The sequence below is a fragment of the Pseudomonas sp. Irchel s3b6 genome (assembly GCF_900187415.1).
Classification (GTDB): domain Bacteria; phylum Pseudomonadota; class Gammaproteobacteria; order Pseudomonadales; family Pseudomonadaceae; genus Aquipseudomonas.
The window spans coordinates 16511-41898 of the sequence record NZ_FYDM01000024.1 but is presented as its reverse complement, the minus strand read 5'-3'; the positions used below and the strand labels follow the sequence as shown (position 1 = coordinate 41898).

Annotated in this window: 31 protein-coding genes; 20 read left to right on the top strand and 11 right to left on the bottom strand. The window is 61.2% G+C overall.

The window, feature by feature from the left end:
* Window positions 1-143 precede the first annotated feature (143 nt).
* From CKW07_RS24225 to CKW07_RS24215, 3 genes are read right to left on the bottom strand one after another with little or no spacing between them, the layout of a single operon-like run.
* Window positions 144-1193, bottom strand: a complete 1050-nt coding sequence (locus CKW07_RS24225; RefSeq protein ID WP_095147398.1) for an alkene reductase — start codon at window positions 1191-1193, stop codon at window positions 144-146.
* Window positions 1194-1217: 24 nt separating this feature from the next.
* Entirely contained in the window at window positions 1218-2384 is a 1167-nt protein-coding gene (locus CKW07_RS24220) for an MFS transporter (protein WP_095147397.1), read from the bottom strand.
* Between the two features lie 22 nt (window positions 2385-2406).
* Entirely contained in the window at window positions 2407-2712 is a 306-nt protein-coding gene (locus tag CKW07_RS24215) for a helix-turn-helix transcriptional regulator (protein ID WP_095147396.1), read from the bottom strand.
* Window positions 2713-2866: 154 nt separating this feature from the next.
* On the opposite strand from CKW07_RS24215, the gene CKW07_RS24210 reads away from it, so the two are divergent.
* Entirely contained in the window at window positions 2867-3451 is a 585-nt protein-coding gene (locus CKW07_RS24210) for an ACP phosphodiesterase (RefSeq protein WP_095147395.1), read from the top strand.
* A 61-nt stretch (window positions 3452-3512) separates the two neighbouring features.
* Here CKW07_RS24210 and CKW07_RS24205 read toward each other — a convergent pair whose 3' ends face one another.
* Entirely contained in the window at window positions 3513-4307 is a 795-nt protein-coding gene (locus tag CKW07_RS24205) for a lysophospholipid acyltransferase family protein (protein ID WP_095147394.1), read from the bottom strand.
* A complete protein-coding gene (gene olsB / locus CKW07_RS24200) occupies window positions 4307-5062 on the bottom strand; it encodes an L-ornithine N(alpha)-acyltransferase (protein ID WP_095147393.1) in 756 nt (251 codons plus the stop codon). Before olsB ends, CKW07_RS24205 begins: the two co-directional genes overlap by 1 nt.
* 141 nt (window positions 5063-5203) lie before the next feature.
* Here olsB and CKW07_RS24195 point away from each other — a divergent pair, with 141 nt between their 5' ends.
* The 5 genes from CKW07_RS24195 (at window position 5204) to CKW07_RS24175 (ending at window position 9420) form a co-directional block, all read left to right on the top strand.
* A complete protein-coding gene (locus CKW07_RS24195; RefSeq protein ID WP_095147392.1) occupies window positions 5204-6091 on the top strand; it encodes an acyl-CoA dehydrogenase family protein in 888 nt (295 codons plus the stop codon).
* Between the two features lie 83 nt (window positions 6092-6174).
* A complete protein-coding gene (locus tag CKW07_RS24190; RefSeq protein WP_095147391.1) occupies window positions 6175-7269 on the top strand; it encodes a serine hydrolase in 1095 nt (364 codons plus the stop codon).
* The gene (locus CKW07_RS24185; RefSeq protein WP_095147390.1) at window positions 7266-7592 is read left to right on the top strand and encodes an amidase; all 327 of its coding nucleotides are present in this window, start codon (window positions 7266-7268) and stop codon (window positions 7590-7592) included. Before CKW07_RS24190 ends, CKW07_RS24185 begins: the two co-directional genes overlap by 4 nt.
* Window positions 7593-7670: 78 nt before the next feature.
* Complete coding sequence (locus tag CKW07_RS24180) at window positions 7671-8261, top strand: YceI family protein (RefSeq protein WP_095147389.1); 591 nt, start codon at window positions 7671-7673, stop codon at window positions 8259-8261.
* 1 nt (window position 8262) lies between these two features.
* Window positions 8263-9420 carry a phosphatidylserine/phosphatidylglycerophosphate/cardiolipin synthase family protein gene (locus CKW07_RS24175; protein WP_095147388.1) on the top strand — a complete coding sequence of 386 codons (1158 nt, stop codon included), beginning with the start codon at window positions 8263-8265 and terminating at the stop codon, window positions 9418-9420.
* 50 nt (window positions 9421-9470) lie between these two features.
* On the opposite strand, the gene bglX is transcribed toward CKW07_RS24175, so the two are convergent.
* A complete protein-coding gene (gene bglX / locus CKW07_RS24170; RefSeq protein ID WP_095147387.1) occupies window positions 9471-11762 on the bottom strand; it encodes a beta-glucosidase BglX in 2292 nt (763 codons plus the stop codon).
* A gap of 234 nt (window positions 11763-11996) precedes the next feature.
* Between bglX and CKW07_RS24165 the strand changes: the two genes are divergently transcribed.
* The 6 genes from CKW07_RS24165 to CKW07_RS24140 all read left to right on the top strand — a co-directional run bounded on the left by CKW07_RS24165 (window position 11997) and on the right by CKW07_RS24140 (window position 15124).
* Window positions 11997-12605, top strand: a complete 609-nt coding sequence (locus CKW07_RS24165) for a LemA family protein (protein ID WP_095147386.1) — start codon at window positions 11997-11999, stop codon at window positions 12603-12605.
* A gap of 71 nt (window positions 12606-12676) precedes the next feature.
* Window positions 12677-13429, top strand: coding sequence for a YgcG family protein (locus CKW07_RS25865; protein WP_095147385.1), 753 nt, complete (start codon window positions 12677-12679; stop codon window positions 13427-13429).
* Window positions 13430-13457: 28 nt separating this feature from the next.
* Window positions 13458-14075 carry a TPM domain-containing protein gene (locus CKW07_RS24155; RefSeq protein ID WP_095147384.1) on the top strand — a complete coding sequence of 206 codons (618 nt, stop codon included), beginning with the start codon at window positions 13458-13460 and terminating at the stop codon, window positions 14073-14075.
* Window positions 14076-14197: 122 nt separating this feature from the next.
* Entirely contained in the window at window positions 14198-14500 is a 303-nt protein-coding gene (locus CKW07_RS24150; RefSeq protein WP_095147383.1) for a helix-turn-helix domain-containing protein, read from the top strand.
* Window positions 14487-14846 carry a putative holin gene (locus tag CKW07_RS24145; protein WP_095147382.1) on the top strand — a complete coding sequence of 120 codons (360 nt, stop codon included), beginning with the start codon at window positions 14487-14489 and terminating at the stop codon, window positions 14844-14846. The genes CKW07_RS24150 and CKW07_RS24145 overlap by 14 nt, the downstream gene beginning before the upstream one ends.
* 11 nt (window positions 14847-14857) lie before the next feature.
* Window positions 14858-15124, top strand: coding sequence for a phage holin family protein (locus tag CKW07_RS24140; protein ID WP_095147400.1), 267 nt, complete (start codon window positions 14858-14860; stop codon window positions 15122-15124).
* Between the two features lie 23 nt (window positions 15125-15147).
* On the opposite strand, the gene CKW07_RS24135 is transcribed toward CKW07_RS24140, so the two are convergent.
* Window positions 15148-15573 (bottom strand): helix-turn-helix domain-containing protein, encoded by a 426-nt coding sequence (locus tag CKW07_RS24135; RefSeq protein WP_095147381.1) that lies wholly within the window; start codon window positions 15571-15573, stop codon window positions 15148-15150.
* A gap of 295 nt (window positions 15574-15868) precedes the next feature.
* Between CKW07_RS24135 and CKW07_RS24130 the strand changes: the two genes are divergently transcribed.
* The 3 genes from CKW07_RS24130 (at window position 15869) to CKW07_RS24120 (ending at window position 17863) form a co-directional block, all read left to right on the top strand.
* Window positions 15869-16147 carry an ogr/Delta-like zinc finger family protein gene (locus CKW07_RS24130; protein WP_095147380.1) on the top strand — a complete coding sequence of 93 codons (279 nt, stop codon included), beginning with the start codon at window positions 15869-15871 and terminating at the stop codon, window positions 16145-16147.
* Between the two features lie 2 nt (window positions 16148-16149).
* Window positions 16150-16512 (top strand): hypothetical protein, encoded by a 363-nt coding sequence (locus CKW07_RS24125; protein WP_095147379.1) that lies wholly within the window; start codon window positions 16150-16152, stop codon window positions 16510-16512.
* Window positions 16513-16645: 133 nt separating this feature from the next.
* Window positions 16646-17863 carry an SAM-dependent methyltransferase gene (locus CKW07_RS24120; RefSeq protein ID WP_095147378.1) on the top strand — a complete coding sequence of 406 codons (1218 nt, stop codon included), beginning with the start codon at window positions 16646-16648 and terminating at the stop codon, window positions 17861-17863.
* Between the two features lie 13 nt (window positions 17864-17876).
* On the opposite strand, the gene CKW07_RS24115 is transcribed toward CKW07_RS24120, so the two are convergent.
* The gene (locus CKW07_RS24115) at window positions 17877-18767 is read right to left on the bottom strand and encodes a DMT family transporter (RefSeq protein WP_095147377.1); all 891 of its coding nucleotides are present in this window, start codon (window positions 18765-18767) and stop codon (window positions 17877-17879) included.
* 236 nt (window positions 18768-19003) lie between these two features.
* Here CKW07_RS24115 and CKW07_RS24110 point away from each other — a divergent pair, with 236 nt between their 5' ends.
* The 3 genes from CKW07_RS24110 to CKW07_RS24100 all read left to right on the top strand — a co-directional run bounded on the left by CKW07_RS24110 (window position 19004) and on the right by CKW07_RS24100 (window position 20398).
* Window positions 19004-19585, top strand: a complete 582-nt coding sequence (locus CKW07_RS24110; protein ID WP_095147376.1) for a DJ-1/PfpI family protein — start codon at window positions 19004-19006, stop codon at window positions 19583-19585.
* Between the two features lie 14 nt (window positions 19586-19599).
* A complete protein-coding gene (locus tag CKW07_RS24105; RefSeq protein WP_095147375.1) occupies window positions 19600-19905 on the top strand; it encodes a ribbon-helix-helix domain-containing protein in 306 nt (101 codons plus the stop codon).
* Window positions 19906-20053: 148 nt separating this feature from the next.
* Entirely contained in the window at window positions 20054-20398 is a 345-nt protein-coding gene (locus CKW07_RS24100) for a YegP family protein (RefSeq protein WP_095147374.1), read from the top strand.
* Window positions 20399-20527: 129 nt separating this feature from the next.
* Here CKW07_RS24100 and CKW07_RS24095 read toward each other — a convergent pair whose 3' ends face one another.
* Window positions 20528-21415, bottom strand: a complete 888-nt coding sequence (locus CKW07_RS24095) for a dihydrodipicolinate synthase family protein (protein WP_095147373.1) — start codon at window positions 21413-21415, stop codon at window positions 20528-20530.
* Window positions 21416-21445: 30 nt separating this feature from the next.
* Window positions 21446-22228 carry an aldolase gene (locus tag CKW07_RS24090; protein WP_095147372.1) on the bottom strand — a complete coding sequence of 261 codons (783 nt, stop codon included), beginning with the start codon at window positions 22226-22228 and terminating at the stop codon, window positions 21446-21448.
* Between the two features lie 159 nt (window positions 22229-22387).
* Between CKW07_RS24090 and CKW07_RS24085 the strand changes: the two genes are divergently transcribed.
* Entirely contained in the window at window positions 22388-22930 is a 543-nt protein-coding gene (locus tag CKW07_RS24085) for a helix-turn-helix domain-containing protein (protein ID WP_095147371.1), read from the top strand.
* Between the two features lie 52 nt (window positions 22931-22982).
* Here CKW07_RS24085 and CKW07_RS24080 read toward each other — a convergent pair whose 3' ends face one another.
* Window positions 22983-24002 (bottom strand): DUF4917 family protein, encoded by a 1020-nt coding sequence (locus CKW07_RS24080; protein ID WP_095147370.1) that lies wholly within the window; start codon window positions 24000-24002, stop codon window positions 22983-22985.
* A 153-nt stretch (window positions 24003-24155) separates the two neighbouring features.
* On the opposite strand from CKW07_RS24080, the gene yiaY reads away from it, so the two are divergent.
* A complete protein-coding gene (yiaY, locus tag CKW07_RS24075; RefSeq protein WP_095147369.1) occupies window positions 24156-25304 on the top strand; it encodes an L-threonine dehydrogenase in 1149 nt (382 codons plus the stop codon).
* The last annotated feature ends 84 nt before the right edge of the window (window positions 25305-25388 follow it).

Below are 25388 nucleotides of genomic sequence, written 5' to 3'. Positions count from 1 at the left end.
GCGGCTACTCATCGAGGGCCGAGCGCTGTTGCCACAGCGCTCACCATGAGCCCGGATACATTAGCGCAAGCCAGCTTTACCGAAAACAGCCAAAGAGGTTGCAGGAGATGGGCTGACCATACATTTTGTATTGGGCGTGGCGATTACAGGGTCGGGTAGTCGATGTAGCCGACCGGGCCCTTGGCATAGAACAGTTCCGGGCGCGCTTCGTTGAGCGGTGCGTCGGTTTTGAGGCGGGCCGGCAGGTCCGGGTTGGCAATGAATGGAACGCCGAAGGCGACTGCATCGGCCTTGCCGCTGGCGAGCCAGGCGTTGGCGCTGTCCTTGGTGAAGCGTTCGTTGGCGATGTACGGGCCGCCGAAGGCTTCTTTCAGGCGCGGACCGAGGCTGTCGCCGGCTTCCTTCTCGCGGGAGCAGATGAAGGCGATGCCACGCTTGCCCAGTTCACGGGCCACGTAGATGAACGTCTCGGCCAGGTTGTCGTCCCCCATGTCATGGCTGTCGGCACGCGGCGATAGGTGCACACCCACACGACCTGCCCCCCAGACCTCAATGGCCGCGTCAGTCACTTCCAGCAACAGGCGTGCGCGGTTTTCCAGGGAGCCGCCGTAGTGGTCGGTGCGCTGGTTGGTGCTGCTTTGCAGGAACTGATCCAGCAGGTAACCGTTGGCGCCGTGGATTTCCACGCCGTCGAAACCGGCGGCTTTAGCGTTTTCCGCCCCCACACGGTAAGCGTCGACGATGTCTTCGATCTCGGCGGTTTCCAGGGCGCGCGGCGTCGGGTAGTCGGCCAGCGGGCGAACCAGGCTGACGTGGCCTTTTGGCTGGATGGCGCTCGGGGCCACCGGCGTTTCACCGTCCAGGTAGGTCGGGTGGGAGATCCGGCCAACGTGCCACAGCTGCAGGAAAATCTTGCCGCCCGCGCCGTGAATGGCGCGGGTCACGTTGCTCCAGCCCCGCACCTGGTCGTTGGACCAGATGCCTGGCGTGTCCGGGTAGCCAACCCCCATCGGCGTCACGGACGTGGCTTCGCTGAGGATCAGGCCGGCGGAGGCGCGTTGTACGTAGTACTCGGCCATCAAGGCGTTGGGCACGCGGCCTTCGTCGGCGCGACAGCGGGTCAGTGGCGCCATGATGATGCGGTTTTCGAGGGTAAGGTCGCCGAGCGTGATGGGATCGAAAATAGTCGTCATGAAATACAACCCTTCTTTAAATGATCAGTTTGTCGCGGGTGCCAGTTCGGCATCGCCGCTCTGACGGAAAGTAATCAGGGTCACCAGCAGGGCCAGGACGGCCAGCGCCGCGGCGGCCAGGGGCACGCTGGTCAAGCCGAAGCCGTGGGCGATGACGCTGCCGCCAACCCAGGCACCCAGGGCGTTGCCGAGGTTGAACGCGCCAATGTTCAGGGTCGACACCAGGTTGGGCGCGGCCTTGCCAAAGGCCACCACGTTGACTTGCAGTGCAGGTACCGCGGCAAAGGCAGCGGTAGCCCAGAGGAACAGGGTGATTTCGGTCGGGATCACGGCAACGCTGGTCCAGCTCAGTACGGTGGAGATCACCGCCATGGACACGAATACGCCGATCAGGGTCGCCGCCAGGCGCTTGTCCGCCAGCTTGCCGCCGACGATGTTGCCCAGGGTCAGGCCAAGGCCGATCAACAGCAGGGTCCAGGTCACGCCTTTGGGCGAGACCCCGGTGACATCGCCCAGCAACGGCGCGACGTAGGTGAAGAGGGTGAACATGGAGGCGGAGAACAGCACGGTCATGCTCAACGACAGCCAGATCCCGGCCCCCTTGAGGGCCACCAGTTCGGCGCGCATGTCGAGTTTTTCTTCATCACGCTTGGCCGGCAGGAAGCGGATCAGGCCGATCAGCGCGATCACGCCAATCACCGTCACGGCCCAGAACGTCGAGCGCCAGCCGGCTTCCTGACCCAGCGCGGTACCCAATGGCACACCCAGTACGTTGGCCAGCGTCAGGCCGGTGAACATCAGGGCCACGGCCGACGCGCGCTTGTTGGCGGGCACCAGGCTGGCGGCAACCACCGAACCGATACCGAAGAACGCGCCATGGCACAGGGCCGTGACCACACGGGCAAACATCAGCACGTTGTAGTCACTGGCCATGGCGCACAACAGGTTGCCGACGATGAATATGCCCATCAACGCGACCAGTGCCGCCTTGCGTGGCAGTCTGGCGGTAGCCATTGCCATGAAGGGGGCGCCGATGGCCACGCCCAGGGCGTAGCCGGTCACCAGCCAGCCTGCGCCGGGGATCGAGACGCCCAGGTCGGCCGCCACATCGGGCAACAAGCCCATGATGACGAACTCGGTCGTACCGATAGCGAAGGCGCTCAAGGCCAGGATGAGAAGCGAGAGGGGCATGGTTGGATCCTTTATGAGCTCCTCAGAGCTCTTTGCCTAAGGTGTCGAGGAAGGTCTGGATGGTGTCCTCGTTACGTTTGTAGAAGTGCCATTGGCCGACCTTCTGGCTGCGGATCAGGCCCGCGCGGTGCAAGGTCGCCAGGTGCGCGGAGACGGTCGACTGCGACAGGCCGCAGCGTTTATCGATTTGTCCGCAGCAGACGCCGAAGTCGGTGCTGTGCTCTTGATCGGGAAAGGCGGTCGCGGGGTCTTTCAGCCAGTTGAGGATGTCTCGCCGTACTGGGTGTGCCAGGGCTTTTATTATTTCGTCGAGGTCAATGGTGGACATGGCAGTGCTCGGGTTGGGTACAGCGTTATATCGCGATGAAGCGAACTTTAAATCGGTATTTCGCGATATACCAATATGATTTTGATCTGATACCAGCATAAATCGGTATATCGGGTTATAACGATATGTGAGGTGCGGTGCTAAGCTATGCACCATGAACTATCTTGCACATCTTCACCTTGGTGGCCAGCGTCCCGGTCAATTGCTCGGCAGTTTGTATGGCGATTTTGTCAAAGGCCGGCTGCACGGGCAGTTCAACCCGGAGATCGAGCACGCCATCACCCTGCATCGACACATCGATGCGTTCACCGACCGCCATGTGCTGGTGGATGTCGCGTTGTCGCGATTTACCCTGACCCGGCGGCGTTATGCCGGGATCGTGCTCGATGTGTTTTTCGACCACTGCCTGGCGCGGGACTGGGCGCTGTACGCCGACTCATCGCTTGCGCATTTCACTGCGGATGTTTACCGGGTGCTTGCCGCCGAACCACAGTTGCCGGGGAGGCTGGCGCAGATCGCGCCGTACATGGCCGCGGATGACTGGCTGGGTTCGTACCGGGATTTTGCGGTGCTGGATCAGGTGTTGCGCGGGATCTCGCGACGCTTGTCGCGCCCGGAAGAACTGGCGGCGGCGATGCAGGAACTGGAGCGGTTGTATGAGCCGTTGAGCGAGGACTTTCGGTTGCTCTATCCGCAACTCCAGGCGTTTGCGCAAAGCCAACTGGCAGTGCAGCGCTGATGTGGGAGAGCACCGCTCGGCGCTCTCCCACAGAGTTTTTTGTACCCGCTGGGAGCCTGTGTCAGGCTGCGATGGCCGGGCGCGAAGGGACTGGCTGTGTGGTTTCCGGAACCTCACCAAACAACACCCTTTGCACTGCTTGCTGTGCGGCGAACGCCAGTGCCGCCCGTTCCTGGCCGTGGCAGGCAATCGGTCTGAGCAGGTGGATGTGCACGTCGCCCTGATCGTTGGCGAACAGGCGCATCAGATGTGAAAGCAGATCGTCGTCACCGATGAAGGGGGCCAGCGTGTCAATCTGGCCATTACGCAGGTAACGAATAGCCACCGGCTGCAGCGACACGTCCGCGTCGATGGCCGCCGACAACAAGCGACCGTGGAAGGTGCGCAACGAGCGACCATCGGTGGTCGTGCCCTCCGGGAATATCACCAGCGGGTGTTGGCGCTCCAGGTGGCGACTCATCTGTTTGCGCACCAGTTGGCTGTCACCCGCGCCCCGGCGAATGAACAGGCTGCCGGCCTTGGCCGCGAGCCAGCCGGCAACCGGCCAGGTGCGCACTTCGGCCTTGGACAGGAACGACAGGGGCGTGAGCATGCCCAGCAAGGGAATGTCGGTCCAGGACACGTGGTTGCTGACCCAGAGCATTGGCCGTTGCGGTACGTCACCGTGCACCGTGACGCGAAACGGCAGGGCATTGCTCAGGCGGGTCATGAAAAAGCGCGACCAGCGTTGGCGCCGCACCATGGAGTTGGCCAGGCCCATGCGTTCGAACAGGCCGAACAGCGCCGCCATGCTCAGGCCCAGCGCTACCACCAGTAGCACCCGCGCTATCCGCGCGTACACTCGCAGGCGGCTCATCATACGGCCGCCTTGAAGTGCTTGGCGTAACGCGGGCATAACTCATCGCGCTTGAGCAGAATGAACACGTCGGCGACCTGGAAGTCCTCGTCCCAGCACGGTTCGCCACAGATCTTCGCGCCCAGACGCATGTAGGCCTTGAGCAGTGGAGGCATTTCGGCGATCACGTTGGACGGGATGTCGAGGCTCGGCAGAGGCTTCTTCGGCTCGGCGCGCAGGTGCTCGGTGCACAGGTAGCGTTCGCGCAGGCGCTGCATGATCGCCTGGGCCTGGATCCCGCCGTCCTGCATCGGAATGCTCGCGCAACCCATCAGGTAACTGTAGCCGCCCTGGTTCAGCACTTCGGCCAGTTCGCCCCACAGGACCGCGATGGTGCCACCGTTGCGGTAGGCCGGGTCGACGCAGGTCCTCCCGATCTCCAGGATCGGGCCTTGCAGATGTACCAGGCCATGCAGGCTGAATTCTTCTTCGCTGTAGAAACGCCCCAGGCTGCTGGCGGCCTGGTGGTCGAGCAGACGGGTGGTGGCCACCAGGCGCCCGGTGTTCAAGTCACGGACTCCGATGTGGGTGCAGTGAACATCATAGTCATCCATGTCCAGACCCCGTTCCGCGCCTTTGAGTTTGGCGTTGAACTCGCCGCTGAATACGCTGAAACGCAGGGCCTGGGCTTGCTGCAGTGCCTGGGGGCCGATCAGGCGTTCGGCTTGCAGGCGGCGTTCAGTGCCGGTGTCGCTGATGCGTGCGATCTGAGTCATTGCGAGTCTCCGTACGGGCTGCGCACCCATCGTGGGTTGCAGTCGATCGACTTTGTTGTGCAAAGTCAGGCTATGTAGCCCCGGTGTCATCGCCATGAAGTTTTGGTGATGCTTGTGTGACAGCCCTTGAGGACCCCTTTTATGCCTTGGCAAGCCCTGTTGAACTGCACTGCGCGACTGCCCGCAAACCCCGACCTGGCCGAGGGTTACGCGAATTTGCTGGAGGTCCTGGGCGGGGTCTCGCCCTTCGAGTTGGCAGTGCGCGGCGGGCGCATGATGGCGACGCCCGGGCAGGCCTTCCTGGTGGGGTACCAGGCCGCGTTGCGCATGTTATGGCCCAGCGCACCGCACAGTCTGGGTGCCTTGTGTGCGACCGAACAGCGCAGCCTGCGGCCGGCCGACATGCAAACCCGCCTGGCCGACTTGCGCTTGAGCGGGCGCAAGGATTTCGTTACCGCGGGCAATGCGGCGGACTGGATGCTGGTGGCAGCGCGCAGCGAGGAGATGGGAGAGGCTCCCCGCCTGAGCCTGGCGGTGGTGTACCGTGGTGAGTCCGGCGTCCGGGTGGAAAAAATGCCGGCGATACCGTTGATGCCGGACATCAGCCACGGTCGGCTGTACCTCGAAAACGCCGCCTGTGAGCTGTTGGCCGGCGATGGCTGGGATGCCTACGTCAAGCCTTTCAGGACCCTCGAAGACCTCTATGTGCTCAGCGCCATGAGCGCCTGGCTGTATGGCGTCGGTCAGGACTGTGGCTGGGCGCAGTCGCTGCAACTGCAGCTGCTGGCGCTGCTGGCCGGGTGCGCGGAAGCCAGTCGCCAGCCACCCGACAGCAGCGCCGGTCATGTGCTGCTGGGTGGTTTGTTCGCGCAGTTTGACGGATTGAAGGTAGCGCTCAATGCCGCCTTTGCCGCTGGCCCCGCCGAGTGGGCGGCGCTATGGGCAAGGGATCAGGCGGTGCTGGATCTGGCGGCGGGGGCCAGGGCCAAGCGGCTGGCCAAGGCGTTGGTGGATGTTTCGTTGAAGTGACGGGCCAGATCGCGGACCACCTGATTTCGAACTGTCATTGATCTCGACTAGGCTCAGCAGATTCAATTCGCCGAGCCCTCGTCATGTTCAAAGGCTTGTCCCTGCTGTTGATGCTGTTGGTCAGCTGTTCGGTGTGCGCCGAAAGCTGGCCCACTGATCAATGGCCACCTGGCCCCAAGGTCAGCGGACCTGCGCTTCAAGCGCTGGAGGATTACGCCTTCACCCCTCGGGACGACGCCACCCGCAAAGGCATTCGCACCGATGCCTTGCTGGTGATTCGCGATGGCCAGTTGATCTATGAACGCTACGCAGGCCTCACGACCGCCGACACCCCGCACCTGACCTGGTCGGTCAGCAAGAGCCTGCTGGCCGCCCTGCTGGGGGTGGCCTATGGCGAAGGGTTGTTGCGGTTGCAGGACCCGGTCGCGAAGTTTTATCCGCCGATGCAGCGTCATCCGGGCGTGACCCTTGCCGATCTGTTGCACTGGGCATCGGGGCTGGATTGGCAGGAAGATTACGAGTACGCACCGCTGAACTCTTCCGTGGTGGCCATGCTGTATACCCGCGGTCACGCCGACATGGCCGCCTTTACGGCCGGCCATGACCCGTTCAGCCCGCCGGGCCAGCACTTTCGTTACTCCAGCGGTGACAGCAATCTGTTGGCCGCCGCGCTCAAGGCCATGGTGGGGGCGCAACGTTATGCCGACTATCCCTGGCGTGCGCTGTTCGAGCCGCTGGGGGTCCGCAGCGCCGTGTGGGAAACCGATACCACTGGCACCTTTGTCGCCTCGTCCTATGTCTACATGACGGCCCGTGACCTGGCGCGTATCGGCCTGCTGATGCAACGCAACGGTCGTTGGGGCGAACACCAGTTGTTGCCCAGGGACTGGGTCGCGTTCAGCCTCCAGCCATTCGCCGGGTACCGGGCCCATCAGGACGCGGCGGTACCGGGGGGGCATTGGTGGCTCAATCGGGCGGTTGATGGCGCGCCAAGACCCTGGCCGGACGCGCCCGAAGCGACCTTCGCCGCCCTCGGGCACTGGGGGCAGGCGCTGTATGTGCTGCCCGGTGAAAACCTGGTGATCGTGCGCTATGGCGATGACCGTGATGGCAGTTATCGGCACAACGAATTGCTCAAGCGCGCGCGGGCGGCCTTTGCGCAGAAGGCGCAGCCATGACGCGCGGTTTCGTTCGTCGTCGACCTTGGCTCACGTTGATGTGGGTAGCGATGGTCGTGCTGCTGGGGTGGGGCTGGCAGCAACGGGTCGCATTATGGGCGTTCCCGGACATCATCAGCGCCTACACCGCCAAGGAGTATTGTTCGTGCCGTTATGTGGCCCATCAGCCGGCGGACTATTGCCAGGGCTATGTGAAGCAGTACGTGCCCATCAACGGATTCATCGATGACACTGAGCATAAGCGGGTCACGGCCAGTGGCATGGGGCGCAGCAACACGGCGGCCTGGCTCGGTGCGCGTCAGGGCTGCCGCCTGATGCCCTAGCTCTTTTGCCCGGCGCTGTTTGCAAGCGCCTCGACTCAGGCTAAGGTTCGGCTCAGGTTTACTTGCCCATGAGTCTCTATGTTCAAGCGGTTCTGCTGCACCTCCCTGGCCTGCTTGCCGTTGCTGTTTGCAACCGTGCCGGCCCACGCCAACTGGTATCTGGACGGTGAGTCTTCACGGCTGTCGTTCGTGTCCACCAAGAATGCCAATATCTCCGAAGTTCAGCGCTTTCTGGTGCTGCACGGTAAGGTCGATCCCAAGGGCCTGGCGCAAGTCGAGGTCGAGCTGGACTCGATCAACAGCGGCATTCCGCTACGCGATGAGCGCATGCGCAAGGAATTGTTCGAGATTCAGACCTTTCCCGAAGCCCTGATCACGGCACAGATCGATCTGCGACCGATCAACGACCTGGCCCCAGGCGCGCAGCTGGAGTTGCGCTTGCCGCTGACCGTCAGCCTTCACGGCCTACAACACCAGTACAACGCCGAGCTGTTGGCGACCCGCCTGGATGACCGGCGCTTTCAGGTGGTCACCCTTGAGCCCGTGGTCATCAGCGCCGAGGATTTCAATCTTGCCCCGGGGCTTGAGCGCTTGCGCCAGGTTGCCGGTCTGTCGGCGATCAGCCTGTCGGTACCGGTGGGCGCGGTACTGATTTTTACGGCGCGCTGACATGCGCGGCGCAGTGTTCCCCTGGCGCGACGGCAACCGTTATGAGCTGCTGATCGACGGTCCGCAGTTCTTTCCGCGAATGCTGGTGGCGATTGCCCGCGCCCAAGAGCAAGTCGAACTGGAACTCTACCTGGTGGAGGCGGGGGCGTGCGCCGAGGCCATGGTCCAGGCGCTGGTGCAGGCCGCCGAGCGTGGCGTGCGGGTGCGCTGCCTGTTCGATGACTATGGCAGCCTGGCGTTTACCCTGAGCCTGCGCCAACGGCTGATGGCCGCCGGTGTCGAGCTGCGGTTTTACAATCGCCTGAACTGGCGGCGCTGGTTGGGCAACTTCTATCGCGATCACCGCAAATTGCTATTGGTCGATCAGACGTTGGCGGTGGTCGGAGGTACCGGCGTCACGGATGAGTTCTGGACGCCGGGTCACGACACCAGCGAGTGGCATGAGGTCATGGTGGAAATCAGCGGTCCCCTGGTGCTCGACTGGCAGTTGCTGTTTGACCGGCAATGGATCGCCAACCGCCACCGTCGAGCCTGGAAACCCGCCTCGCACTTCGGTTTGCCGCGCCTGCCCCGGGTGCCGTCAGCGGGGCAGGGCATGGGGCGGGTGGCGTACGCCGACGCCGGTCAGCACCGGGATATCCTGCAGTCGCTGTTCCGTGCCTTGAACAGCGGTCAACAGCGGATCTGGCTGGCCACGCCGTATTTTCTGCCGACCTGGAAGGTCCGTCGTTCGCTGCGCAAGGCTGCCGCACGGGGCATCGATGTCCGCCTGTTGCTCACCGGGCCGCGCACCGATCATCCATCGGTGCGCTACGCCGGGCATCGCTACTACCCAAGGCTGCTCAAGGCTGGCGTGAAAATTTTCGAGTACCAGCCGTGTTTCCTGCACCTGAAGATGGTCCTGGTGGATGACTGGGTCAGCATCGGCTCATGCAATTTCGATCACTGGAATCTGCGCTTCAACCTGGAAGCCAATCTGGAGGCCATCGACCCGGCGCTGACGCTGGCGGTGGCGACGAGCTTCGAGAATGACTTTGCCTTGAGTCAGCGGGTCAACCTGGAGGAGTGGCAACGGCGACCGTTGTGGAAACGGGTGAAGCAGCGGGTGTGGGGATGGGTGGACCGGGTGGTGGTCAATCTGCTGGATCGGCGGGGCTGATCCAGCTGATCGCTCCCACGCAGAGCGTGGGAGCGATCAGTTTCAGGGGCTTAGAGCAACTCGAAGCTCTGTTGCGTCACGTCCGCGGAGTCGAGGCCGATCTGCACGTTGAACGTGCCAGGCTCAGCCGCGTACTTGAGCTGGTTGTTGTAGAACTTCAGGTCGTTCTCTTCGATGCTGAAGTGAATGACTTTCTGTTCCCCGGCCTTGAGCATCACCTTCTGGAAGTTTTTCAGTTCCTTGATCGGGCGGATCATCGAACCGGTGACATCCTGGAGGTACAACTGCACCACGGTTTCGCCGTCGCGCTTGCCGGTGTTTTTAACGGTGACGCGGGCATCGATCTTGCCGGTCTTGTTCAGTGTGGTCGATGACAGTGCCATGTCCGCCAGGCTGAAGCGGGTGTAGCTCAGGCCGTAGCCAAACGGATACAGGGGGCCGGTGATGTCATCAAAGTACTGCGAGGTGTAGTTGCCAGGCTTACCGGGGGTAAACGGGCGGCCGATGGTCAGGTGGTTGTAGTAGGTCGGAATCTGCCCCACCGAACGCGGGAAGCTGATAGGCAGCTTGCCGGACGGGTTGTAGTCGCCGAACAGCACGTCCGCGATGGCGTTGCCGCCTTCGGTGCCACTGAACCAGGTTTCGAGGATCGCATCGGCCTGTTCGTTTTCTTCGAGAATCGTCAGTGGACGGCCGTTCATCAGCACCAGTACCAGCGGTTTGCCGGTGGCCTTGAGGGCCTTGATCAGGTCGCGCTGGTTGCTCGGGATATTCAGGTCGGTGCGGCTCGACGACTCGTGGGACATGCCACGGGATTCGCCCACGGCCGCGACGATGACGTCAGCCTGCTGCGCGGCTTTCACCGCTTCGTCGATCATGACCTGCGCCGAACGCGGGTCGTCGACCACTTCCGGGGCATCGAAGTTGAGGAAGTTCAGGTAGTCGACGACTTTCTTGTCCGAGGTGATGTTGGTGCCACGGGCGTAGGTCAGAGTGGCCTGATCACCTAGGGCACGGGTCATGCCATCGAACAGGGTGACCGACTGCGCCGGTCGACCGGCCGCCGCCCAACTGCCCATCATGTCGATCGGCGCCTTGGCCAGCGGGCCGACCAGGACAATCTTCGCGGTTTTCTTCAGTGGCAGGGTTTCGTTGTGGTTCTTCAGCAACACCATGCTGCGCCGGGCGACGTCACGGGCTTCGGCGCGGTGCAGGCGGCTCTCGGCATAGGTGTCGGCGGGATCGTCCTCGGCCTTGCCAATGCGCAGGTACGGGTCCTTGAACAGGCCCATGTCGTACTTGGCGCCGAGCACTTCACGCACTGCGCTGTCGATGTCGCTCTGCTGGATTTCACCGGACTTGAGCAGGCTTGGCAGTTCGGTAGCGTAGAGCTTGTCATTCATGCTCATGGCGATGCCGGCCTTGATCGCTAGCTTCGCCGCTTCACGACCGTCGCGGGCCACACCGTGATTGATCAGCTCGAAAATTGCGCCGTGGTCACTGACCGCCAGCCCTTTGAAGCCCCACTCCTTGCGCAGCAGGTCCTTCATCAGCCAGGTGTTGGCGGTGGCCGGTACGCCGTTGATCGAGTTCAGGGCCACCATCACGCCACCTGCGCCAGCATCAATCGCGGCGCGGTAGGGCGGCAGGTAGTCCTGGTACATTTTGGCCGGGCTCATGTCCACGATGTTGTAGTCGCGACCGCCTTCCACCGCGCCATACAAGGCAAAGTGCTTGACGCTGGCCATGATGTTATCGGCGCCGATCAGGCCGGTGCCCTGGTAGGCCTTGACCATCACCTGGGCGATGCGCGACACCAGGTAGGTGTCCTCGCCGAACCCTTCAGAGGTGCGGCCCCAGCGGGGGTCGCGGGAGATGTCGACCATGGGCGCGAAGGTGATGTCGAGGCTGTCGGCGGCGGCTTCTTTTGCCGCAATGCGTCCGCTCAGGCCAATGGCGTCCATGTCCCAGCTCGAGGCCAGGGCCAGGGGGATCGGGAAAATCGTCCGGTGGCCGTGGATCACGTCATAGGCAAAGAACATCGGGATTTTCAGCCGGCTGCGCATGGCCGCGTCCTGCATCGGACGGTTTTCCGGGCGGATGATCGAGTTGAACGTACCGCCGATCTTGCCGGCGGCGATTTCCTGGCGGATCAGCTCGCGGGGCATTTCCGGGCCGATGCTGATCAGGCGCAATTGGCCGATCTTTTCGTCCAGGGTCATCTGCTTCATCAGGTTGCTGACGAAAGCGTCCTTGTTTTCAATCGGGGCAGGCTTTGTGTCGGCCAATACCGAGTGACTGGCCAGGCCGATGGTCAGGCCCAGCAAACACAGCTTCTTCATGAATAGTTTTCTCAAAAGCCCAAGCGACGGTAGTGAGTACGCATCGGTCAGCCAAAATTTAGGGAGCGACTATTGTTGTTCGGGTAAATACCGCAAACTTCGGAACTCGCGCTGGGCACCTTTTAGCCGATTGGCTCGATGCAATCCAGTGGCGGGGGCAGATTATGCCCCAAGAGACAGCAATGAAGGATTGCGGGCTATTTCCATCGCGCAGGGCAAGGGAGCATCACTCAGATGAATGAACAACAGCGCTATCGCTCGGGCTGGCAAGTGGCGGTCCTGATGCTGGTGACAGCGGTTCTGTCCGGCTGCGGCATCAACACCATTCCGACCCTCGACGAACAGGCCAAGGCGGCCTGGTCGCAAGTGCAGAACCAGTACCAGCGACGCGCCGACCTGATTCCCAACCTGGTGGAGACGGTCAAGGGGTATGCCAAACATGAACAGGACACCCTGACCGCGGTCATCGAGGCCCGGGCCAAGGCCACCGCCATCCAGGTGGACGCCAGCACACTCGATAATCCGGAAAAGCTCAAGCAGTTCCAGCAGGCACAGGACCAGCTCAGCGGCGCCTTGAGCCGTTTGATGGTGGTGTCCGAGCGCTACCCGGACCTGAAGGCCAATCAGAACTTCCTGGCGCTGCAATCGCAACTCGAAGGCACGGAAAACCGCATCGGTGTGGCGCGCCGTGATTTCATCCTCGCGGTGCAGAAATACAACACCGAAATCCGCACCTTTCCGGGCCGTCTGTGGCACAGCGTGATGTACAGCGACTTGCCGTTGCGCGAGACCTTCGAGGCCACCAGCCCGGATGCCGATAAAGCCCCGCAAGTGAAGTTCTGACAGGCGCAGGCTCCCGGCGGTGACACGCGTGCTGTCGGGATACACCCCAATTCACGAGGGATGAGGTGCCCATGCGCGTCTTGAAAATGAGCCAGGTGCTGGTGCTCTGGGTGTTTGCCATCACCGCGCAGGCCGAGCTCAAGTTTCCGGCATTGACCGGGCGGGTGGTGGACGAGGCCCAGATGATCGAGCCGTCGGTGCGCGAGCAACTGAGCCAGCAACTCAAGGCACATGAACTGGCCACGGGTGAGCAGTTGGTGGTGGTGACGCTATCCGACCTGCAAGGCACCAGCATCGATGACTACGGTTATCAGTTGGGACGCTATTGGGGGATCGGGCAGAAGGACAAGAACAACGGCGCCTTGCTGATCGTTGCACGGGATGAGCGCAAGCTGCGTATCGAAGTCGGCTATGGTCTGGAAGACCGGCTGACCGATGCGCAGAGTTCGGTGATCATCAACCAGGTGATCACGCCGGCGTTCAAGACCGGCCACTTCAGCAAGGGCATCAGCGACGGTGTGGCGGCGATGCTGGTGGTGCTGGGTGGCAGCCCGCTGGATGAACCGACCACGGCTTACGACTCGGGCGATCAGCACGACGGCGACTTTGTCGCGCAGCATCCGGGTTTGTTTGTATTTCTGGTCCTGCTGTTTATCCTCACCCTGTTTGTTTGCCAGATGCTCGGCATCCTGCCCAGTGGCGGCGGTCGCGGGGGATCCGGCGGGTTTGGCGGTGGCGGCTTTGGCGGTGGCTCGGGAGGGGGCGGCGGCTTCAGTGGCGGTGGGGGCAGTTTCGGTGGCGGTGGTTCGTCGGGCGGCTGGTGAGAACAACAATGAACGAGCATTCAAAACCATGGCACTACTGAGTGAGTACGAACAACGCCAGGTCGCCGAGGCAATTTCCCGGGTCGAGCGCGACACTGACGCTGAACTGGTTACCGTGCTGGCGGCCCGGGCCGACGACTACACTTACATTCCGCTGTTGTGGGCCAGCCTGGTGGCACTGACCGTGCCGGGCATCGTGCATTACCTTTCCGGCTGGCTGAGCATGCACACGTTGTTACTGGTGCAGTGGGCGAGCTTCATCGTGTTGTGCCTGGTGTTCCGGATCCCGTCGATCACCACGCACCTGATCCCGCGTTCAGTGCGCCACTGGCGCGCCTCGAACCTGGCGCGCCGGCAATTCCTGGAGCAGAACCTGCACCACACCGTGGGCAGTACCGGCATGCTGATTTTCGTCTGCGAGGCCGAGCGTTATGTGGAGATCCTGGTGGACGAGGGCATTTCCAGTCGCCTGGACAACACCCACTGGGACGCCATCGTCGCGACCTTCACCCAGCAAGTGAAACAGGGGCAGACATTGCAGGGCTTTGTGAACTGCATCGAGGCTTGTGGCGAATTGCTCAAGGTGCACGTTCCGGTGACCCATGTGCGTAACGAGTTACCCAATCGCCTGGTGGTGCTTGGCTAGGTTCTGTAGGTTTTAACGCTACAACTGGCGCTCGTTGCCCGGGCGCCGGCCGATCTCCACCCTCTCTCTTTATCCGGGAACGCCCTGACCACAGGGGTTCTGACGTAGAGGGAGTTCATGTCATGTCAACGCATCAACCACTCGATTCTGTTGGCTGTGCAGCCTCTGCAGGTGAGGCAAAACCTGCGCCGGTCATGCTGACCGCCAAAGAGACGCAAGCGCTGCTGTGGTGCTCTCGGGGGAAAACCTCCTGGGAGATCGCCAGGATCCAGAATTGCTCGGAAACCACGATCAATTTTCACTTCAATAATATTCGCCGCAAGTTCGCAGTGAAGTCACGCAGTGCTGCCTTGCTCAAGGCCATTGAGGTGGGGGTGATTACTGTCGCCAGTGCGCGCACGGGAGGTGCCCATGAGCCTGACTGATTCGGCCTACAACAGCGTCAGTGATGTATTGCTAGGGTTGGGTATGGCGGCGACATTGCCCGTCATCGATGGCGAGGTACTGTTTGGTGCCACCCTCGGCGCCTGGCTGGTCACGACCACGCGCAACAACTTCAAGGCCTGGCAGCGCATCGCTTCATTGATCTTGTCGGCGGGGGTCGGCTATCTGTTTACCCCCGTGGCGTTGTCGCTGGCCCCCTTCCTGACCGGCGGCGTGACGGCATTCCTGTGCGCGCTGATCGTCATTCCGATCAGTATAAAAATCATGCAGTGGGTCGACGGTGCTGGTCTTGCAGAGATTATCCGGCACTTGAGGGGGCGCAGATGATTGAGGGAGGGATGTTTGTTCTGGTCTGCATCACCGCCGCGGCGCATTTGCTCAGCGCATTCAGGCTGGCCTGTTACCAGCGCGACGAAGAGCGTCACGGCTGGCAAGGCAGGCTATTGACCAGTCTGTGCGGGGGGGGACTGTGCCTGGCCGGTATGGATGTAATGCTGGCACTTCAGCCGGTGAGCCAGTGGCACACGCTAACCAGTGTTTTGTTATGCGCGCTGATTATTCGCAGCGGTGGCAACATCGTAGTCTGGTGGCGCGCCTTTAAATAACAAGGGTGGGGATGATTGTGGCTTTATATGTCGTTGGAGTGTTGAAGTGCTGATAGGTGTGAAGCCATTTCGGCAAGCTTTAGTTCAAGTTCTCGCAGGCGCTTTTTTTCTTCCAGTGCGCACTGTATTGCACAGCGATCATCTTCGTTGAGCAATCGCCAGAGGGCAAGAATCGTATGTTCGCGTGGTGTATCGGGTTGGGCGTGTTCAATGTGATTGGCAGGCGTATGCCGTTGTACAGGGCCCTCACCTAGCAGCAGCCAGTCGAGGGAAATACCACGGGTTTGTGCGATGTATACGCATAATGCGTATGGCATGCTGTCGCGTCCTTTCCAGCTGCTGAGAGTTTGCGGGCTGACCTGCAGTGCTGAAGACAAAGAAGCATCGGTTGTTGTGCCGGTAATTTGCTTCAGGCGAGCGAGGACAGCTTGTGATTTTTTGCTACGCAATTTGAGCCTCTTCCTTTTGACATATGTTTTTCGAGTGCCTAACTTATGCGAAATGAGTACTTTTTATGGGTGATCAACCATCAACTATGAATCAGAAGAATACGATGACGAAGCTTCCTAATGGTATCGGGGGGATTTCCTACGAGCTTGGCTCATATCAATTGTGCGTCTGCTTACTGCACTTTCTTATGTCTGGCAGACGTTTTTCGTATCACCGGGCAGGGCCCGTCAATGCCTCAGACAGTATTGTGTTTGATCGGGTTTATCGCCACCAGATGACAGTCGGGAGTTAAGCATGAGTACCTACAAAATGGTCTGTCCTCATTGTCTGAGCAGGATGCGCATTCGAACCAGCGAGGGCCGTCATATTTTCCTGCGGGTGGCGTATTTGCAATGCACCTCGGAAGCCTGCGGCTGGTCGGTGCGTGCGGAGTTCGAAATGACCCATGAACTGTCACCCAGTGGCATGCCCAACCCGGCCGTGCGCTTGCCTTGCGCCGGGCCCGACCTGCGTCGCGCCGCGCGACCTGTGGTGGTGAGCGAGCCTTCGATGGAAACCCCCGTGGAGTCGTGAGCATGCAGGGAGTCGATGAACTACCGGATTTGAATGAAGAACTGTTGGGCATTGCCCTGGCGTTTCTGGCCCGGCATGAGAGCGGTGGCCTCATTGACGACCAGGTGCTGTTCTGTCGCGCAGTGAGGCACTTGCAGAGCATCGACGTGCCGATGCATCTGGCGGAGCGGCTGGTGAGCCATGCCTACGGAATACTCAAGTCCAGCCACGATCGCCGACGTCTGGATATCGCAGCCAGTTCCGAAACCGTGGCGGTGGTCACGGATCCGGCCAACGGCCTGACCTGGGCGGTACCGGTGGGACTGATTGTCAAATACGTGATTAACGCCCCTGCCAATCGCAAACTCCGACTGGTGGAACCCTGAGTTTTTTAGCCGAGTCATCAGGTCCTGGACCGCGCTTGCCGGACCTGATGAAAAATAACCCCGTGCCCTAAACCGTCATCCCCCCTAAAATACCGGCATCCCCCAGATTCGTACCGCCCGAGGCGCTTCCTACATGTCCGCTACCGCAACTCCCGCCAGCCTCACGCCGGATCATCACGCGCAATTCATCAACCTGTTGACCAGCAGCCTGGCGCAGAGCGCGTTCATCAAGTTGGTGTTGGCCAAGTATGTCGGTGACGAAACGGACTTGCAGCGCATCATCGTCAAGCAACTGACCGTGAAGGATCAGCCGTGCCTGTCCTTCGTCTATCGCTACAAGACCCGCGACATTACCAAGAACTTCCCCGTGGAAGAGGGTGTGGCAACGATTGCCGGGCTGTTGCCGCAGTCGTTCAAGAACGCCCATCTGCTGTCGCTGACCGATGAAGCCCAGCTTGAGTACAGCAAGAAGGGCAAGAGCTCGCTGTTCAAGAGCAAGCCGCAGCAACTGCGTGAAGTGCCTTCGGCGGACCACAATCGCGAGAAAAACCGTTTCCTGGACTTGAACCGGCCGTTTCTCGCCGACCTGGGCGTGACCAACAAGCAGCACGAGTTGATCCCGGCGATGTCGCGCAAGTGGAAGCAGATCAACAAGTTCATTGAAGTGTTCAGCCATGCACTGACCGCTTCACCGCTGGCGCTGGACAAGCCGGTACAGGTGGCGGATTTCGGCTCGGGCAAGGGCTACCTGACCTTCGCCATTCACGATTATCTGCGCAATATCTTGAAGGCTGAAGGCGTGGTCACCGGCGTTGAACTGCGTGAAGACATGGTCAGCCTGTGCAACGCCGCGGCCGCACGCCTGGAGCATCCGGGGCTGGTGTTCAAGTGCGGTGACGTACGCAGCGTGGCGCCCAGCGAGCTGGACGTGATGATTGCCCTGCATGCCTGCGATATCGCCACTGATTACGCGATCCACACCGGCATCCGTTCGGGCGCGTCGATCATCATGTGCTCGCCGTGCTGCCACAAACAGATTCGCCTGCAAATCCAGAGCCCGGCACTGCTCAAGCCGATGCTGCAATACGGCTTGCACCTTGGCCAACAGGCAGAGATGGTCACTGACAGCCTGCGGGCGCTGTTCCTCGAAGCCTGTGGTTATGAAACCAAGGTCTTCGAGTTCATCTCCCTGGACCATACCAACAAGAACAAGATGATCCTGGCGGTCAAGCGTGCCGAACCGGTGGACCCGGCCCAGTTGTTGGTGAAAATCCAGGAGCTCAAGGCGTTCTATCACATCAGTGAACATTGCCTGGAAACCCTGCTGCGGGCTGACGGCTACCTGGCGTGATACCCGCGTGCGGCTACGCCGTGACCGCGCGCGCTGGCCGTATCGCGGTCTTGCGTCCCAACACCACCGTCACGATCACCCCGGCGGCGAACAACCAGGTGATCGGCTGGACCTGTTCTCCAAAGAACAGTGCCGAGAACGCGATGGTGAAGAAGATCTGCAGTAACTGGATCTGACTGACCCGGGCAATGCCACCCATGGCCAGCCCGGCATACCAGGCAAAAAAACCGATGAACTGCGAGAACAGCGATACATAGCCAAAGGCCCACCAGGTCTTGGCGGAAATCTCGCCCTGATGCTGCATGGCCAGGTACAGCACGGGGCCGATCAACAGGGGAGTCGACAGTACCAGTGCCCAGCAGATCACTTGCCAGCCGCCCATCTCCCTGGCCAGGCGACCACCTTCGGCATACCCCAGCCCACCGACGGCAATGGCTGCGAGCATCAGCCAGTCACCGGCCTGAATACTCCCGGCGCCACTGATCAGCGCGTAACCCAGTACCAGCGCGCTACCCAATGCGGCACAGGCCCAGAAGGCTTTCGAGGGGCGCTCATGGGACAGCCAGGCGGCATACAGCGCCACGCACAGCGGCTGCAGGCCATTGACCAGCGCACCGTGGGACGCCGGCAGGGTTTGCATGGCCCAGGCCGAGAGCACGGGAAACCCGAGAATCACCCCGGCGATCACCAGCGACAGACCTTTGACCTGCTGCCAGGTGGGCCATTTTTCCCGATTCCACAGTAACAACACGGCCGCTGGAATCGCCGCGAACAGCGCGCGGCCCAGACCGTTGAGCAGCGGGTGCAGTTCTTGCACGACGATCCGGGTGAAGGGCAGGGTCAGGCTGAAGATGATGACGCCGAGCAGGCCCAGGGCCATGCCGGTATTTTCGCGCGAGGACATGACGGTAACCAGAAGCGAGGGAGAGATGTCTTCATCTAGCCACAAACCGTGCAGGCTGCGCTGTTACAGTCAGGTGCAGAGTTATCCGTACAGTTTTGACATTCACCACAGAAGCCTCTGCGGCTCGTAAACAGTGTGCAGCGCTATGTAGTAGCTGATTATTACCCACCCCTACCTGATCGGGACTACCTTGAAGATTCCGTTGTGCCCACGATTCATTCAGAGGAGTCCTCCCCATGGCTGCGAAAAAGATTCTGATGCTGGTTGGCGATTACGTCGAAGACTATGAAGTGATGGTGCCGTTCCAGGCGCTGCTGATGGTCGGTCACACGGTGCACGCGGTGTGCCCGGACAAAACCGCCGGGCAGACCGTGCGCACCGCGATCCATGACTTCGAAGGCGACCAGACCTACAGCGAAAAACCCGGTCACCTGTTCGCCCTGAACTTCGACTTCGCCAAGGTCGATGCCGCGGACTACGACGCGTTGCTGGTGCCTGGTGGTCGTGCGCCGGAATACCTGCGCTTGAACGACAAGGTCCTGCAACTGGTGCAAGCCTTCGACCAGGCCGCAAAACCGATTGCCGCGGTCTGCCACGGTGCGCAATTGCTGGCGGCGGCGGGGATTCTGGAAGGGCGCGAATGCAGCGCGTATCCGGCCTGCGCACCGGAAGTGCGGTTGGCCGGTGGCACGTACATCGACATCCCGGTGACGCAAGGCCACGTTCAGGGCAATCTGGCGACGGCACCTGCCTGGCCGGCGCACCCGAGCTGGCTGGCCGGGTTCCTCGGTCTGCTGGGCACGACCATCACCTTGTAAGCGGAGGCCTGCGCATGTGCGAGCTCTATGTCAAAGCCGACCCGATTCTGTACGAGTCACGCTCGCGCTCACTGCGCATCTGCGGGGTGGTGACCACGCTGCGCCTGGAGAACCAGTTCTGGGACATTCTCAGCGAGATCGCCGAAATGGATGGCATGACCACCAACCAGTTGATCGCCAAACTCTATGAAGAGGTGATGGACTATCGAGGCGAAGTGGTGAACTTCGCCTCGTTCCTGCGGGTCAGCTGCACCCGTTACCTGAGCCAGCGGCGGGAGCGGGCGCCCGGTTTGTCAGTGGTGCGGGCGGCGGTCAAGTAATCTGCGGGCCTCTATGTCGGGAGGCCCGCCATGGCTATCTGAACTCCCGCGCACCGGCACCCGGAAATTTGAACTGGCCAAACGCCGAGGAAGGGCTTTACTTCAGAGTCGTAATCCCCCCGCCATTTCAATCGACAGGAGCAGACGCATGTCTGGATGGTATGAGTTGAGTAAAAGCAGCAATGGCCAATTCCGCTTCGTGCTGAAAGCGGCCAACGCCGAAACCATTCTCACCAGCGAGCTTTACACCACGCGTACCGCCGCCGATAACGGCATCGCCTCGGTGCAGACCAATAGCCCATTGGATGATCGCTACGAGAAAAAAACCACCAAGGACGGCCATCCTTACTTCAATCTCAAGGCGGCCAATCATCAGGTCATCGGCAACAGCGAGGCGTATTCCTCGGACGCCGCCAGGGACAAAGGCATTGCCAGCGTCAAGACCAATGGCCCGACCACAATCATCAAAGACAAGACCACGCCGGTGCTTTGAATACACCTTCCGATCATTCCTACGCTCGCGCGTGGGAATGCCTCCAGGGATGCTCTGCGTCCAGTGACGCGGAGCGTCACGGGCTGTATTCCCACGCAGAGCGCGGGAACAATCATCAGGGGGATTGTCTCAGCGCAAGGTATCCAGCAATTCCTGCAACTGACTGCAACCCGTTTCATTCAACGGGAACACCGGCAGGCGCGGATCACCCACTTCCAGCCCGGTCATGCGCAGGCCGGCCTTGATGGTCGCCGGCAGTCCTCCCTTGAGGATGAAGTCCAGCAACGGCAACTGGCGATAGAACAGCTCTCGTGCCTTGCCCAGATCATTGGCCAGCACGGCCTGGTACAGCGCACCGTTGAGTTGCGGGATCAGGTTCGGCGCCGCGGTGCACCAGCCTTTGGCTCCGGCTGCGAATGCTTCCAGCGCCAGCGGGTTGCAGCCATTGTAGAACGGCACCTGGCCTTCGCCGAGCAGTTGCAGCTTGTGCATGCGCTGGATATCGCCGGTGCTCTCCTTGACCATGGTCACGTTTTCCACGGCATTGAAGATCCGCAGGATCAGGTCCACCGACATGTCGGTGCCGCTGGTGGCCGGGTTGTTGTAGAGCATGATCGGCACGCCGATGCTCTCGCCGATGGCGTGGTAGTGGGCGAGAATCTCGGCTTCGCTGAGTTTCCAGTAGGACGCTGGCAGCACCATCACCACGTCGGCGCCATGGGTTTCGGCGAAACGGGCGCGCCGCACTGCCTTGGCGGTGGTCAGGTCTGAGACGCTGACGATGGTCGGCACGCGCCTGGCGACGTGCCTGATGCTGAATTCGCTGACCTGATCCCACTCCGCATCGCTCAGGTAGGCGCCTTCGCCCGTGCTGCCCAGTGGGGCGATGGCGTGTACGCCGCTGTCGATCAGGCGATCGATGGAGCGCCCCAGTGCGTCGAGATCAATGTGTTCACCGTTGGCGGTGAAGGGGGTGATGGTGTAGCCGATGATGCCGTGAATAGAAGGGCTGGACATGCTGTCTCTCCATTAAGCGAATGAGCGGTTTCAGTTCAGGCAATCGGCGTGTTGGCGCAGGTTCTGCCGGGCGTAGTAGTTGAACGCGGCGCCGTGGCGCTTGGGCTTGGAGATCCAGTCATGGGCTTCGCGGCCGAGTGCCGGCAGGATCGGTTTGAGCGTACCGGCCGACATCGCCAGCAACTGTAGCTTGGCCGCGCGCTCGATCAACTGTGCAATCACGCAGGCTTCCTCGATGGTCCGTCCGGTCGACAGCTGGCCGTGGTGGGAAAGCACAATCGCGCGCTTGTCGCCCAGAGCCCCAGCGATGATTTCACCTTCTTCGTTGCCCACCGGCACCCCCGGCCAGGCTTCGAGAAAGGCGCAGTCCTCGTAGAGCGGGCAGAGGTCCATGTGGGAGATTTCCAGTGGCACTTCCAGCATCGACAAGGCGGCGACGTGGGTCGGGTGCGTGTGGATGATGCAGTTCACGTCCGGGCGGGCGCGGTAGACCCAGCTGTGGAATCGGTTGGCCGGGTTCGGCATGCCGTGGCCTTCCAGCACTTCCAGGTCTTCGTTGACCAGCAGCAGGTTGCTCGCGGTGATTTCGTCGAAACCCAGGCCCAGTTGCTGGGTGTAGTAGGTGCCCGGTTGTGGGCCGCGGGCGGTAATTTGCCCGGCCAGCCCCGAGTCGTGACCGTTCTCGAACAGAATGCGGCAGGTCAGCGCCAGCTTTTGCCGGTCAGTCCACGTATTATCCGCCAGGGTGCTTTGCATCTGCGAAAGCGCCTGCTTGATGAGTTGCTCTTTAGGTAGTGCTAATGTCTTGGCCATATCAGGTGTCCTTTGTAGCAATCAATGGACGTCGGATGTGGTTCTCCCGCTGCTCGCAAGGTCGTTGGGTGATCGCACATGATACTTAAGAGGCTATATGACACTTTGTGTCATTGGCAAGGACTAATCGTTGCCTCCTTGATGGATTAATCGCTCCACATGTCTATCCGTTTGAAATTATTGAGAAAAAAACTCGGTGTTACGCTGGAGGCCCTGGCCGAAAAATCCGGCATGACCAAGAGCTATCTGTCGAAAGTCGAGCGCGGGCTCAACACTCCGTCCATTGCGGCGGCGCTGAAACTGGCCAAGGCGCTGAACGTCAAGGTCGAGGAGTTGTTCTCCGAGGACGCGATCAGCCTCGACAGCTACAGCCTGGTGCGCGCCCATGAGCGACAGTCTCTGGCGGCCAATGACCAGGCGCCGGGTTACGCGGTACTGGCTCATCAGGTCAGTGAGCGCAGCCTGTTGCCCTTCATCGTCTATCCGCCCAAGGAGTTCAGCGACAAGACCTTCAAGGAGCACCTGGGGGAGGAGTTCCTGTTTGTCCATGAGGGCCAGGTCGAAGTCGACTTCATGAACGAGCGAGTGATCCTGGATCGGGGGGATGCGCTGCACTTCAACGCACAAAAGCCTCACCGCCTGCGCTCGGTGGGTGAGGTGCAGGCGCAGTTGCTGGTGGTGGTGCATAGCAGCGAGGAGTGATCGGGTTATGCCGCGCCTGACTTGAGCGCGCGCCCTCGCCACAGTGACAGTGTCAGACCTCGACCGGCACCGTCAGCGCCGAGTTACCCAGTGCGTGCGACTTCGAGTCGAAAAACCGCAGCTCAACCCCCGTCCCCTCAAACACCTTTGCGTAATGCCGTTTCTGGCTCTGGATAAACGCTGCGCTGCGTGGATAGATCGAGATCGCCACGGTGTTCGGCCTGGCTTGGCGCAGGGCGTGAATGAGGTGCTCGTCCTGCTTGCCGAGGCTGTGACCGAAGATGCACAACCCATCGTGTTGATGCAGCAACTGGTCGTAGCAGAACGACAGGTAATCCGAACTGCGGATGGTCTTGAGCTTGTCTTCGCTGCTGCCTTCGCTGACGAACAGCGGCACATCGTCCAGGGTCTTGATCGTGTTATTGATCGCAAAGCTGCCCAGCAGCGTCCCTTCGGTGGAGGTCAGTTTGCGCGCGGTGCCGTCCTGGTTGCGCACCAGGTGCAGGCCGCCGTGCAGGTACAGCAGGCGGGTCTTGTCGGTGGTGCTGGCGCTCAGGTCGAAGCTCGGCCCTGCGCCATGAAACAGGTCGCTGATGCCGTCGGGCTGGTGCTGGATCGCCCAGTAATTGAGCAAGTCATAGTTGGTGGTGAACACCGTCGGATAGCTGCTCAGCTCCTGACTGATCATCGCCAGGCTTGAGGCCTGCACCAGGCGCCAGGGAATGTGCACCGCATGCACGGTGTTGATCAGCGCTTCCTTGATCGCGTAGTAACGATTGCGCGGTGCTGCGGAGCTGACGGCCAGGGCCTTGTTGACCCGGCTGGTGGTTTTCAGTGCGCCCAGCACTTGCTCGAAACTGCGCGTCTGCATCGCCTCGAACACACTCAGCTCGGACGGGCTCAACGGCTTTTCCTCCACCGTGCGCGCGTTTTCGAACAGCGAGTCGTAACCGAAGTCATCCCACACCGCGCGACTGGCACCGTTGCCCACCAACAGGGCACTGAACGGGGTGGTTGCACGCAACGCCTTCCAGTCTTCTAGGTGGGCATCAACATCCTGGAACTCGGTCATCGCGTCGGTCTTCTCAAGCAGGTGGGGGCAGGGCGCAGACTTTATCACGACCGGGTGTTGAGCCAGATCAAGATGCGCGGTGAGCGATGGGTCGATCCTTGGGGTATCCGCCGAATCAGGAGTGACGGTTCGGTCTATCGAGGAGGAATCGCCGTGACCAGCACATTTTTCATTCCCGCCGTGAACATCATGGGCACCGGTTGCCTCGATGAAGCCATGACTGCCATCAGCAACTATGGGTTTCGCAAGGCCTTGATCGTGACCGACACAGGGTTGGCCGAAGCGGGCGTGGCCAGCCTGATCGCCGAAAAACTGGCGATGCAGGACATCGATTCGGTGGTGTTCGATGGCGCCAAGGCCAACCCGAGCATCGCCAATGTGGAGAGCGGCCTGGAACTGCTGCAGCGCAGCGAATGCGATTTCGTGGTGTCTCTGGGCGGCGGCTCGCCCCACGACTGCGCCAAGGGCATCGCCCTGTGCGCCACCAATGGCGGCAAGATCGCCGACTACGAAGGCGTCGACCGGTCCGCCATGCCACAGCTGCCGTTGGTTGCGATTAACACCACCGCCGGCACCGCCAGTGAAATGACCCGCTTCTGCATCATCACCGATGAATCACGCCACGTGAAAATGGCCATCGTCGACCGCAATGTCACACCACTGTTGTCGGTCAACGATCCGGCCCTGATGGCCGCCATGCCCAAGGGCCTGACCGCCGCCACCGGCATGGACGCCTTGACCCACGCCATCGAAGCCTATGTCTCCACCGCCGCCAATCCGATCACCGATGCCTGTGCGCTGAAAGCCATCGAGCTGATCAGTCGCAATTTACGCCTGGCGGTGCGCGACGGCAGCGACATGATCGCCCGGGAGAACATGGCTTACGCGCAGTTCCTCGCGGGCATGGCGTTCAACAACGCGTCCCTGGGGTTTGTCCATGCAATGGCCCACCAGTTGGGCGGCCTTTACGACTTGCCCCATGGCGTGTGCAACGCGGTGCTGTTGCCTCACGTGCAAAGCTTCAACGCCGCGATCTGTGCTGAACGCCTGGCGGTGGTGGCCCATGCGCTGGGTGTCGAGACCCGTGGTCTCAACCCGCAGGAGGGTGCTGAGGCGGCTATCGCAGCGATCCGTGAATTGTCCCGGGACGTGGAGATTCCAGCCGGCTTGCGCGACCTTGGGGCCAAGCTGCAAGACGTCCCGCTCCTCGCGGCCAACGCGCTGAAAGATGCTTGTGGCCTGACCAATCCACGGGCGGCGGATCAGCGGCAGATCGAAGAGATTTTCCGCAACGCGTTCTGACGGTTCAGCCCATGGCTGTCACCGCCAGGGCCACGCTCATCAGCGCCAGTGGCCAGGCTGGCGCCCGTAGCGGTTTACGCCGGG